The 11189-nt window shown below is 72.9% G+C and carries 9 protein-coding genes and 1 pseudogene; 4 read left to right on the top strand and 6 right to left on the bottom strand.

What is annotated here, in order from left to right:
- Positions 1–32 precede the first annotated feature (32 nt).
- Positions 33–284 (bottom strand): annotated as a pseudogene (locus DLJ47_RS28305) (helix-turn-helix domain-containing protein); the annotation flags it as partial.
- Positions 285–437: 153 nt separating this feature from the next.
- Here DLJ47_RS28305 and pknB point away from each other — a divergent pair.
- Together pknB and DLJ47_RS28295 are read left to right on the top strand one after the other, a co-directional pair.
- A complete protein-coding gene (gene pknB / locus DLJ47_RS28300; protein WP_109904465.1) occupies positions 438–2423 on the top strand; it encodes a Stk1 family PASTA domain-containing Ser/Thr kinase in 1986 nt (661 codons plus the stop codon).
- Positions 2423–3298, top strand: a complete 876-nt coding sequence (locus DLJ47_RS28295; protein ID WP_109904463.1) for a deoxyribonuclease IV — start codon at positions 2423–2425, stop codon at positions 3296–3298. Before pknB ends, DLJ47_RS28295 begins: the two co-directional genes overlap by 1 nt.
- Before the next feature lie 75 nt (positions 3299–3373).
- Here DLJ47_RS28295 and DLJ47_RS28290 read toward each other — a convergent pair whose 3' ends face one another.
- The 4 genes from DLJ47_RS28290 to DLJ47_RS28275 form a co-directional block, all read right to left on the bottom strand.
- Positions 3374–4393, bottom strand: a complete 1020-nt coding sequence (locus DLJ47_RS28290; RefSeq protein ID WP_109904471.1) for a threonine aldolase family protein — start codon at positions 4391–4393, stop codon at positions 3374–3376.
- A 46-nt stretch (positions 4394–4439) separates the two neighbouring features.
- Positions 4440–5846, bottom strand: coding sequence for a class II 3-deoxy-7-phosphoheptulonate synthase (locus DLJ47_RS28285; RefSeq protein WP_088992723.1), 1407 nt, complete (start codon positions 5844–5846; stop codon positions 4440–4442).
- 87 nt (positions 5847–5933) lie between these two features.
- Positions 5934–6416 carry a hypothetical protein gene (locus tag DLJ47_RS28280; protein WP_109904469.1) on the bottom strand — a complete coding sequence of 161 codons (483 nt, stop codon included), beginning with the start codon at positions 6414–6416 and terminating at the stop codon, positions 5934–5936.
- 147 nt (positions 6417–6563) lie between these two features.
- Entirely contained in the window at positions 6564–8111 is a 1548-nt protein-coding gene (locus tag DLJ47_RS28275; protein WP_109904461.1) for a glycosyl hydrolase family 18 protein, read from the bottom strand.
- Positions 8112–8265: 154 nt separating this feature from the next.
- Between DLJ47_RS28275 and DLJ47_RS28270 the strand changes: the two genes are divergently transcribed.
- Positions 8266–8760 (top strand): glutathione peroxidase, encoded by a 495-nt coding sequence (locus tag DLJ47_RS28270; protein WP_109904459.1) that lies wholly within the window; start codon positions 8266–8268, stop codon positions 8758–8760.
- A gap of 366 nt (positions 8761–9126) precedes the next feature.
- Here the strand turns inward: DLJ47_RS28270 and DLJ47_RS28265 are convergent, their stop codons facing one another.
- Positions 9127–9933, bottom strand: a complete 807-nt coding sequence (locus DLJ47_RS28265; RefSeq protein ID WP_109904457.1) for an SGNH/GDSL hydrolase family protein — start codon at positions 9931–9933, stop codon at positions 9127–9129.
- A gap of 241 nt (positions 9934–10174) precedes the next feature.
- Between DLJ47_RS28265 and DLJ47_RS28260 the strand changes: the two genes are divergently transcribed.
- Complete coding sequence (locus DLJ47_RS28260) at positions 10175–11101, top strand: DUF4397 domain-containing protein (protein ID WP_109904455.1); 927 nt, start codon at positions 10175–10177, stop codon at positions 11099–11101.
- Positions 11102–11189 lie beyond the last annotated feature (88 nt).

Here is an 11189-nt window from a genome sequence, read left to right as displayed (position 1 = left end):
CGTCGGCAGCGTCAGATGTGTATAAGCGACAGGGCCAGCAGGGTGAGCACGCCGGGCAGGTGCTTGAGCACCGTACGGTTGGCCACCAGGTCCACCGGGATCCGGCGGACGCCGTCGCGGCGGACCGCGATCAGCTCCCGGTCCCGGACCATCTGGTGCACCTTGCTGATCGACACGTCGAGGCGCTCGGCGACGTCCGGCAGGGTCAGCCAGTCGGCCGGGTCGGCCGGGCCGGCGAGGTCGAGGCCGGGCACGGCCCGGTCGGCGGGTACGGAGTCGGTCACCCGACCACCCTGCCATGCCCCGCCCGGCCTGCGTCAACGGCACCCCGGGCGGGCCATCTCCGCAGGTGGCGCGCGGCGGGCAGCGGTGTGCTCGCGCCCCGGCTGTAGCATCCTGTTCAACCTTCACCCTCCGGACACATAGACTCCCTGCCGATGGACACACAGGTCGCCGACACGTTGCTGGGCTCGCTGATCGACGGGCGCTACCGCATTCGCGGTCGCGTGGCCCGTGGCGGCATGGCGACCGTGTACACCGCCACCGACGAGCGCCTCGAGCGCACCGTGGCGGTCAAGATCATTCATCCGACCCAGGCCCCGGAGGCGCGGGCCCGCCTGGCCGGGTTCCTCGAGCGGTTCACCGACGAGGCGAAGACCATCGCCCGGCTCACCCACCCCAACGTGGTGGCGGTCTACGACCAGGGCACCCACAACGGGCTGCCCTACCTGGTCATGGAGTACGTGCGCGGCCGCACCCTGCGCGAGGTGCTCGCCGAGCGGCGCCGGCTCAACCCGGACGAGGCGCTGGCCATCTTCGAGCAGATGCTCGCCGCGATCGCCGCCGCGCACCGGGCCGGGCTGGTGCACCGGGACGTCAAACCGGAGAACGTGCTGGTCGCCGAGGCGCCGACCGGCGGCGTGGCGAACCTGGTCGACAGCGTGGTCAAGGTGGCCGACTTCGGGCTGGCCCGGGCGGTCGAGGCGAGCGCCGACGAGACGCAGGGCAACCAGCTGATGGCCACCGTGGCGTACGTCGCGCCGGAGCTGGTCACCGACGGGCACGCCGACCCGCGCACCGACGTCTACTCGGCCGGCATCGTGCTGTTCGAGATGCTCACCGGCCGGGTCCCGTACGACGGGGACCGCCCGGTGGAGGTCGCCTGGCAGCACGTCGACCAGGACGTACCGGCGCCGTCGACGCTGGTGCCCGGTCTGCCGAAGGTCCTCGACGACCTGGTCGGCCGGGCCACCCGACGTGACCCGGGCGCCCGGCCCACCGACGCCGGCGCCCTGCTGGCCGAAGTGCAGGTGGCCCGGGACGACCTGGGCAACCCCAACACGCGTACCGCCGTGCTGCGCCGGGTGACCGACGAGCCGCCGGTGGCCCAGCCGACCATGGTGGTCGCGGCGGTCAAGCCGGCCGAGCGGCCGGCCTGGGCCCGGCTGCCCGAGGACGGCGGACCCCGCACCGGCCGGCGGCGGGCCGCCCCGGAGGACGGGCAGGACCTGTGGTCCCGGCTGGTGGCGCTGCGCACCCGGGTGATGGCCGACCGGCGCGGCCGGCAGGCCGTCGCCGCGGCGGTGGTGGTGCTCGGCCTGGTGGCCGCCCTGACCGGATGGTGGTTCGGGGTGGGCCGCTACACGGTCGCCCCGCAGCTGGTGAGCCTGACCAAGGCCGAGGCGGAGGCGCAGGCCGAGCGCGCCGGCTTCACCCTGGTGTACGCCGAGCCACGGTACGACGAGCAGGTCCCGAAGGACGCCGTGCTGGTGCAGGATCCGGCCTCGGCGACCCGGATCGTCAAGGGCGGGACGATCACCCTCACCCTCTCCCTGGGTCCGGAGCGGTTCCCGGTGCCGGACGTGGTGGGCAAGGACTTCGAACTGGCCGAGGCGGATCTGGTCAACCTCAAGCTGGTGGCGGTCAAGGGCGCGTCGCGCTACGACGACAACCTGCCGGCGGGAGTGGTCATCGACACCAACCCGAAGGTGGGCACGGAGGTCAAACCGGGCGCCAAGGTCACCCTCATCCTGAGCAAGGGCCGGGCCCCGGTCTCGGTGCCGAACCTCGTCGGCAAGAGCCTCACCGAGGCCCGGGAGACCCTGACCAAGCTGGGCCTGGTGCCGGTGGAGAACTACAAGGACTCCGACAAGCCCCGGGACGAGATCCTCGGGCAGAGCCCGTCCGACGGCACCGGTGTCGAGAAGGGCACCCAGGTCAAGCTGGAGGTCAGCAAGGGCCCGCCGCTGACGGTCGTACCCCGGGTGATCGACCTGCCCTGCCCGCAGGCCAAGCAGTTGCTGGAGAGCCAGGGCTTCCCGGTCGCTGTGCAGTTCAACCCGAACGGCATCGTGCGCTTCCAGAACCCGAACGAGAACAGCCAGGTGCCGCCGGGCACCCAGGTCACCCTCGGGTGCCTGTGATGACCGCGGCGCAACCCGACGGGCGCCGGCGGGTGGGCTCGCACACGCCCACCTCCGGCGGCCTGGCGAAGGCGGTCCTGCCGTACCTGGACGCGGCCGGCTCCGAGGTCGTGCAGGTCTACGTCTCGAACTCCCGCGGCTGGGCGCTGCCGCCGGGTGACCCGGTGCAGGACGCGCTGTTCCGCGACGGCTGCGCCGAACGGGACGTACCGGTCTTCATCCACGCCTCGCTGCTGGTCAACCTCGGCTCGCCGACCGCCGCGACGGTCGAGCGGTCGGCGTTGACGCTGGCCCACGCGCTGCGCCGGGGCACCGCGATCGGCGCCCGCGGGGTGGTGTTCCACGCCGGCAGCGCGGTGGACGCCGGGCACGCCGAGGCGGCGATGCGGCAGGTCCGCGAGACGCTGCTGCCGCTGCTGGACGGCGCCGCCGCCGAGGGCGGGCCGATGCTGCTGGTGGAGCCGAGCGCGGGCGGCGGCCGGTCGCTCGCCTCCCGGGTGGAGCACCTCGGGCCCTACCTCGACGCCGTGGACGGGCACCCCTGGCTCGGGGTCTGCTTCGACACCTGCCACGCCTGGGCCGCCGGGCACGACCTGGCCGCCGAGGGCGGCATGACCGCGACGCTGGACACCCTGGTGGCGACGGTCGGGGCCGACCGGCTGAAGCTGGTGCACGCCAACGACTCGAAGGACCTGTGCGGCTCGACCCGGGACCGGCACGAGAACATCGGCAAGGGCACCATCGGCGAACCGGCGTTCGCGGAGCTCATGCGCCACCCCGCCACCGCCGGTCTGCCGATCGTGGTGGAGACCCCGACGGAGAAGCACGTCGGCCACGCCGCCGACATCGCCACCCTCACCCGCCTCCACCCCTGAGCACCGGGCGCTTTCGGCGTAAGAGTGGCTGTTCCGCGCGGAACAGCCACTCTGTCCGTGACCGAGGGCGGGTGGTCAGGCGCGGAGGATGCCGGTGAGGGTGGTGACGGCGCGGTCGATACCGGCGTCGTCGACGTCCATGTGGGTGACCAGGCGGGCGGTGCGCGGGCCGAGCACGGAGACCAGCACCCCCTCGGCGCGGGCGGCGGCGGCGAGCGCGTGCGCGTCCAGCGGGGCCTTGGTCAGGTCGAGCGGCACGACGTTGGTGCGCACCCGGCTGGCGAGCACCCCGAACGGGGCGATCGCCTCGGCCAGCCGGGCCGCCCTGGCGTGGTCCTCGGCGAGCCGGTCGATGTGCTGCGCGAGGGCGTACCGGCCGGCCGCGGCCAGGATGCCGGCCTGACGCATGCCGCCGCCCATCCGCTTGCGGATCCACCGGGCCCGTTCGATCTTCTCCGCGCTGCCGACCACCAGCGAGCCGACCGGCGCGCCGAGCCCCTTGGAGAGGCAGACCGACAGGGTGTCGAAGAGCGCGCCGTACTCGGCCAGCGGCACGCCGTCGGCGACGTGCGCGTGCCAGATCCGGGCGCCGTCGCAGTGCAGCGCGACCCCCGCGTCGTCGGCGACCCGACGCAGCTGCCGCAGGGTGTCCAGCGGGATCACCCCGCCCCCGCCCCGGTTGTGGGTCTGCTCCACCGCGATAGCCCGGGTCGGGACCGCGAAGTAGCCGTCCGGCCGGATCATGGCGGCGACCACGTCGGGGTCGAGGTCCGCGCCGACCGCCGGCCAGGTCCGCGACGAGATTCCGCCGTACGCGGCCGCGGCGCCGATCTCGTACGTGACCACGTGCGCGTCGGCGTCGCAGAGCAGCTCGTTGGCCGGCGGCACCACCAGTTGCAGGGCGATCTGGTTGGCCATCGAGCCGCTCGGCGCGAACAGCGCCGCCTCGTGCCCGAAGAGCGCGGCGACCTCGGCCTCCAGCGCGTTGACGGTGGGGTCCTCGCCGTAGACGTCGTCGCCGACCTCGGCGGTGGCCATCGCCTCCCGCATCCCGGCGGTCGGCCGGGTCACCGTGTCCGAACGAAGGTCGACGATCATGTCCTCGCTCGCGGCCGCGGGGCTCGCGAGCTCACTCCTCACGTCAGCCACGGAGCATCTCCGCCACCAGGAAGGCCAGCTCCAGCGACTGCTGGGTGTTCAGCCGCGGGTCGCAGGCGGTCTCGTACCGGTCGGGCAGGTCGAGGTCCTCGATGCCCTGGGCACCGCCGAGGCACTCGGTGACGTCCTCGCCGGTGAGTTCGACGTGCAGCCCGCCGGGGTGGGTGTCCAGGCCGCGGTGCACCTCGAAGTAGCCGAGCACCTCGTCGACGATGCGGTCGAAGTGCCGGGTCTTGTAGCCGTTGGACGACTCGTGCGTGTTGCCGTGCATCGGGTCGCACTGCCAGACCACCTTGGCGCCGGCCGCGGTGACCTTGGAAACGATCGGCGGCAGGGCGTCGCGGACCCGGTGGTTGCCCATCCGGCTGATCAGGGTCAGCCGGCCGGGGATGTTGTCCGGGTTGAGCTTCTCGCAGAGCTCGATCGCCTCGTCCGGGGTGGTGGTCGGGCCGAGCTTGACGCCGATCGGGTTGGCGATGCGGGAGATGAAGTCGATGTGCGCGCCGTCGATCTGCCGGGTGCGCTCGCCGATCCAGAGGAAGTGCCCGGACAGCCCGTACGCCCGGCGGTCGGAGACCCGGGTCAGCGCCCGGTCGTACTCCAGCGCCAGGGCCTCGTGCGAGCAGTAGAGGGTGACCGTACGCAGCGCCTCGTCGTCGGTCATCCCGCAGGCCCGGATGAACGCCAGCGCCCGGTCGATCTCCCGGGCGATCGCCTCGTAGCGCTCGCCGGCCGGCGAGTTCTTGACGAAGCCCTTGTTCCAGTCGTGCACCGCGTGCAGGTCGGCCAGCCCGCCGGCCAGGTACGCGCGGAGCATGTTCATCGCGGCGGCCGAGTTCGCGTACGCCCGGATCATGCGCTGCGGGTCGGCGACCCGCGCCTCCGGCGTGGCCTCCAGCGAGTTGATCATGTCGCCGCGGTAGGCCGGCAGGCCCCGGGCGTCGGTCGGCAGCGAGCGCGGCTTGGTGTACTGGCCGGCGACCCGGGCCACCTTGACCACCGGCAACGACGCGCCGTAGGTGAGCACGATAGCCATCTGGAGCAGGGTGCGGGCGTTGGCCAGCAGGTGGCTCTCGGTGTTGTCGGCGAAGGTCTCCGCGCAGTCGCCGCCCTGGAGCAGGAACGCCTTGCCCTCGCAGACCAGCGCGAGCCGCTGCCGGAGCTGGTCGACCTCGTACGGCGCCACCACCGACGGGACGACGTCGAGCACCTTGCAGACCTCGGCGACCTGGGCCGGGTCCGGCCAGGGCGGGGTCTGCGCCCGGGGCAGCTCCCGCCAACGGTCCAGACCGAGGGCCGCGTCCTCGGCGGAGTCGACGGTCGGACGGCTGGTCTGCAGGCCGGGGCTGCCCACGGCGGGATGGCTCAGCTGGTGCCACTCATGGCGCATGCCAGAAAGCGTACGGCGACCGCCGGGGCCGCCGACCGCCGAGGGGCACGGTTCCGGCTGGTGAGAGGTGTCTCACCCACCCGCAGGTCAGGGCGTGACCGCGGGGGCCGGAGTGTGCCCGCCCGGCTCCTCGGCGGCGATGCACCAGTCGGCGCCGTCCCGGGTGACCGTGAACAGCAGCGGCCGGGTGGCCTTGCGGGAACCGGCGGTGATCGAGACGGAGGTGCTGACCTCCTGCCCCCGGGGGCCGGGCCGGACGTCGGTGATCTCCGCCTGCGGCACCTGGAAGTGGTCGGCGAAGTCACCGTTCGGGCCGGTCGCGGCGGCGTCGAAGCTCTCGTGCGCGGTCGCGCAGAACTGGCTGCGCCCGGCGGCCACGTCCTTGGCGGTCATCGCGTCGAGGTACGCCTGCACCCGCTCCCGGGCCCGCGCGCTCGCCTCCTCGGCGGGCGCCCGGCCGGGCTTGGCCGCCGGGTCGTCTTCCTTGATCAGACCGCAGCCGAGCAGGGCAAACGGCAGGGTCGCGAGCAGGGCGGCGGTCGCCGCCAGCCTCCGGTGCGTCACGCGCATCGCCACCTCCGTCGACGGGCCATCGAGCCGCGAGTCTGTCACACGGACCCGCCGGGCCGGCCGCCAGGCGCGCCCGGAACGCGCCGGGCGGGGAGGGACCGGTGCGTGGTCCCTCCCCGCCGTGTGGGTGGTGCGTCGGCCTGCGGCCTAGCCGAGACCGCCCTTGATGGCGCCGATGAGCTCGCCGTTGCCGGTGTCACCGGAGAGCTCCCAGAAGAACGCGCCACCGAGGCCCTGGTTCTTCGCGTACGTCATCTTTCCGTTGATGGTCGACGGGGTGTCGTAGCTCCACCAGTTGCTGCCGCACTTGGCGTACGCGGTGCCGCCGACGGTGCCCGTCGCCGGGCAACTGTTCTTGAGCACCTTGTAGTCCTCGATGCCCTGTTCGTAGGTGCCCGGGGCGGGGCCGGTGGCGGTGCCGCCCGGCGCGCTCTGGGTCACCCCGGTCCAGCCCCGGCCGTAGAAGCCGACGCCGAGCAGGAGCTTGTTGGACGGGATGCCCTTGCTCTTGAGCTTCTGGATCGCCGCGTCGGACCAGAAGCCCTGCTGCGGAATCCCCGGGTAGGAGTAGAGCGGGGAGTGCGGCGCGGTCGGGCCCTGCGCGTTGAAGGCGCCGAAGTAGTCGTACGTCATCGGCATGATCCAGTTGAGGTGCGTCGCGGCGCCCGCGTAGTCGGTGGCGTCGATCTTGCCGCCGTTGCTGCCGTCCGCGGTGATCGCCGCGGTGACCAGCGCCGACGAGCCGAACCGGGTGCGCAGCGCGCTGACCAGGTTCTTGAACGCGTTCGGGCCGCTGCTGTCACAGGTGAGGCCGCAGGCGTTCGGGTACTCCCAGTCGACGTCGATGCCGTCGAAGACGTCCGCCCAGCGCGGGTCCTCGACCAGGTTGTGGCAGCTCTCCGCGAACGCGGCCGGGTTCTGCGCGGCCTGGGTGAAGCCGCCGGACCAGGTCCAGCCGCCGAAGGACCAGATCACCTTCAGGTGCGGGTACATCTTCTTGAGCTTGCGCAGCTGGTTGAAGCTGCCGCGCAGCGGCTGGTCCCAGGTGTCGGCGACGCCGTCCACGCTGTCCGCCGCGGTGTACGCCTTCTCGTAGTCGGCGTAGCTGTCGCCGATGGTGCAGCGGCCGCCGGTGGTGTTGCCGAAGGCGTACAGGATGTGGGTCAGCTTGGCGGCCGAGCCGCTGGTGTGGATGTTCTTGACGTGGTAGTTGCGGGCGTACACACCCCACTGGGCGAAGTAGCCGACGACCTTCTTGCCGCCCGGGTCAGGCGGGGTGGTGGTCGGCGGCGCGCCGCCGCCGCACGGGGCGCCGTTGATGGTGCAGTTCAGCGGGGCCCGGTACGGTCCGGTGCCGTTGTAGCCCCAGCTGAAGCTGGCCCCGGGGGCGAGCGGCCCGGCCCAGCTCTTCTTCACCGCGACGTAGTGGTCGCCGGTGCGGGTGACGTCCGCGTCCCAGGAGCTGCCGATGCTGGTGCCCGCGGGCAGGTCGAACTCGATGCGCCAGGTGCTGACCGAGGCGTCCGAGCCGTTGGTGATCGTCACCCTGGTCTCGTGACCGGTCCCCCAGTCCTGCACCTTGGTGAATGTGGTGGTGACGGTGCCGGCGCCGAACGCCGAGGCCATCGGCACCGTAGCGACGGTGACGGCGACCACGGCGCCGGCCCAGAGGGCCCGGCGGAGCGATCTCTTCATGTGGCGTCTCCCCAAACAGTTAGGAAACTTTCCAAAATGATTGCTGAGACGCTACTCACGACGTCATCACTTCGTCAAGATGTGCATGTTTCGATTTCCGGCGCGCCGTCGGGGAGGCTGACCGGCGGGTGATCCGAGCGCGTAGCCTCGGCGCATGACCGTCTTCGACACCCCGATCGACGCCCTCGGCGGCGGCCCGGCCGACCTCGCCCGCTACCGCGGCCGGGCCCTGCTGGTAGTCAACGTCGCCTCCCGCTGCGGCCTCACCCCGCAGTACGCCGGCCTCCAGGCGCTGTACGAGGAGTACGCCGAACGCGGCCTGGTGGTGCTCGGCGTCCCGTGCAACCAGTTCGCCGGGCAGGAGCCGGGCACCGCCGCCGAGATCAGCGACTTCTGCCAGGTCAACTACGGGGTGACCTTCCCGCTGACCGAGAAGGTCGACGTCAACGGCCCGGCCCGGCACCCGCTCTACGCGGCCCTGGTCTCCACCCCGGACGCCGACGGCCACACCGGCGACGTGCGGTGGAACTTCGAGAAGTTCCTCGTCGCGCCGGACGGCACGGTCGCGGCCCGGTTCGCCCCGACGGTGACTCCCGACTCCGCCGAGCTGCGCGCCGCGATCGAGAAGGTGCTGCCGGACGCGGCCTGACCGCGCTGTCCCGCGTCCGAGTCACCGGCCGCTGCTCCCGGGTGATCCACACCCTTTCGGCGATGTGGGGGTGTCCGCTGGCCAGGGATGCCACCACATCGCCGAAACGCGCGTGCGGGCGACCGGGCCGCACCACGGGCGACGCCGACCAGTCCCCCGGCGGCGTGATGACTCAGCGGTATTTTCATGACGCTGAGGTATCGCGCCCGCCCGGGACTACCCGCCCCACCCACGGCACGCCCGGCCGATCCGGAGACAGCGACCAATACCCGGCGGACCCGCAGCCGAGGGCGCGTCACCGGCGGTGGCGGCACGGCCGGGCGGGGGCGTGGCCGCTTTCGACCACGCCCCCGTGGGCCACCGGCGTCAGCCGGCGACGGAGCGGAAGACCGGGTAGTAGCCGCCGGACTGCCCGGCCGCCGTCGGGTGGTAGGAGATGCCGAGGTTGGCGAAGTTGAGGGCGTGCAGCCACTTCTCGCCGTAGCTGCACAGTTGGTGGCCGACGAACTGGGACCGGACGTCGGCGAAGGTGAACCCGGCCGCCTGGGCAGCGCTGCGGGTGATGTCGTCGACCAGGTTGATGCCCTCGTTGATCTTCGCCCGCGAGGTGGCGCTGAGTCCGACACAGACCGTGCCGAGCTGGTAGAAGACTGGATAGCCGACAACCACCACCCGGGCCGAGGGCGCCCGGTTGCGGATTCCCGTGTAGACGGTACGCAGCAGGGCGGGAAGCTCGGCGCGGGCCTTGTCCTCGGCCGCCTGCACGGCCGCCACGCATTCGGTCGTGCCGTAGAGCACGCAGGTGGTCATGATGTTGGCGAAGCCCACGTCGTTGCCGCCGACCGTGACGCTGACCAGCGTGGTGGTGCCGCTCAGCGCGGCGAGCTGGGTGTTGACGACGCTGCTGGTGGTGGCGCCCGAGCAGGCGACCGAGCGGTACGACGCCGGCCGCACGGCTGCGGCGTAGAGCGCCGGATAGGCGTTGGTGCTGCGCTGGCAGGAGCCGCTCTCGGCGGTGTAGCTACCGGCGCCCACGCCGGAGGAGTACGAGTCGCCGAGAGCGACGTAGTGGTCGGCGGGGGCGGCCTGGGCCGGGCCGACCGCGATGGTGAGGGTGGCGGCCACGGTGGTGACCAGGCTGATGGCGAGGGTTGCCAGACGGGATCTCCGCACGTCGCGCTCCGGGGGTAGGAGGATCGGTGCGAGATAGATATCACTAAATATCGATGATGGAAAGATCCTGCGGCGCGCCGCCCGCCTCTGGCGATTTCCGCCGACCGCCGGCTGTCCGAGGCTCGCGGACGCAGGGTGATCGGGCGGAATCCCGGCGTGTCGGAGGCGCGAGAATTGCGCCGCAGTCCCGTTCACGGGACTCTCGTCCGGACGCGTCCGCACCGTCCACTCCGGAGGCGACATGCACCTGCTCCGCACCGCGCCGCGCCGCCTGCTCGCCGGCGTCGGAACGCTCCTGCTCATCGCCGGACTGACCACCACCGCCGCGCCGGCCGCCGGCGCGACCACCACCACCGCCGCCACCGCCAGCACCGCCGGCACCGCCGGCACCGCCGGCACCGTCACGGTCCGCGCGGCGACCGTGGGGTACGTCCGGCTGGCGCACCTCTCCCCCGACACCCCGGCCGTGGACGTCTACCTGGCCGCTCCCGACCGGCCGGAGCCGCAGGTCTTTCCGGCCGTCGGCTACGGAGTCGTCTCCCAGTACCTCCCGCTGCCGGCCGGGCGGTACGCGGTGGCCATGCGGGAGGCGGGCGCACCCGCCGACGAACCGCCGGTGCTCACCACCGAGGTGGCGGTGAGCACCGGCGCGGCGTACACGGTGGCCGGGGTGGGGCGGCACGCCGACCTGGGGCTGCGGGTGCTGCACGACGACCTCAGCGCGCCGCCGCCCGGCCGGACCAAGCTCCGCGTCGTGCAGGCCTCGGTACGCGCCCCAGTGCTCGACGTGGCGGCCGCCGACGGGCCACGGATCGCCGAGGGCGTGCCGTTCGCCACCACCACGGACTACCACGAGCTGGAGCCGGGCCGGTGGCGGCTGCGCCTCGGCGGCGTCGGCGGCCCGACCACCGAAGCCGAGGTCGACCTGACCGGCGGCGGGGTCTACTCGCTGCTGGTGCTCGACGCGAAGCGGGGCGGGCTCACCGCCGAACTGCGCCAGGACGCCCGCGGCGGCTCCGTCGTGCCGGCCGGCGGCGTGGACACCGGCGCGGGCGGCACCGCGCGGCCGGAGCGTTCGGAGCGGTCGGCGTATCCGCTGCTCGGGCTGGCCGGGGCCGTGATCGCCGGAACGGGGCTGGTGCTGCTGCGCCGGCGGCGTACCACCTGATGAACGGGGGTCAGGCGCTCCGGCCGCAGCGGCGGCGCCCGGCGGCGCTGATCGCGGCCGGCGCGACCCTCTGCCTGGCGTCCGGCGT

Source organism: Micromonospora sp. S4605, from assembly GCF_003176715.1.
Lineage (GTDB): Bacteria > Actinomycetota > Actinomycetes > Mycobacteriales > Micromonosporaceae > Micromonospora > Micromonospora echinaurantiaca.
This window is presented reverse-complemented; position numbering and strand designations above follow the sequence as displayed.

Bases quoted from the DNA above. Each gene is read 5' to 3' on its own strand.
- DLJ47_RS28285 (WP_088992723.1), bottom strand. From the start codon at position 5,846: ATGCGCCATGAGTGGCACCAGCTGAGCCATCCCGCCGTGGGCAGCCCC.
- DLJ47_RS28270 (WP_109904459.1), top strand. From the start codon at position 8,266: ATGACCGTCTTCGACACCCCGATCGACGCCCTCGGCGGCGGCCCGGCC.
- pknB (WP_109904465.1), top strand. From the start codon at position 438: ATGGACACACAGGTCGCCGACACGTTGCTGGGCTCGCTGATCGACGGG.
- DLJ47_RS28280 (WP_109904469.1), bottom strand. From the start codon at position 6,416: ATGCGCGTGACGCACCGGAGGCTGGCGGCGACCGCCGCCCTGCTCGCG.
- DLJ47_RS28275 (WP_109904461.1), bottom strand. From the start codon at position 8,111: ATGAAGAGATCGCTCCGCCGGGCCCTCTGGGCCGGCGCCGTGGTCGCC.
- DLJ47_RS28295 (WP_109904463.1), top strand. From the start codon at position 2,423: ATGACCGCGGCGCAACCCGACGGGCGCCGGCGGGTGGGCTCGCACACG.
- DLJ47_RS28260 (WP_109904455.1), top strand. From the start codon at position 10,175: ATGCACCTGCTCCGCACCGCGCCGCGCCGCCTGCTCGCCGGCGTCGGA.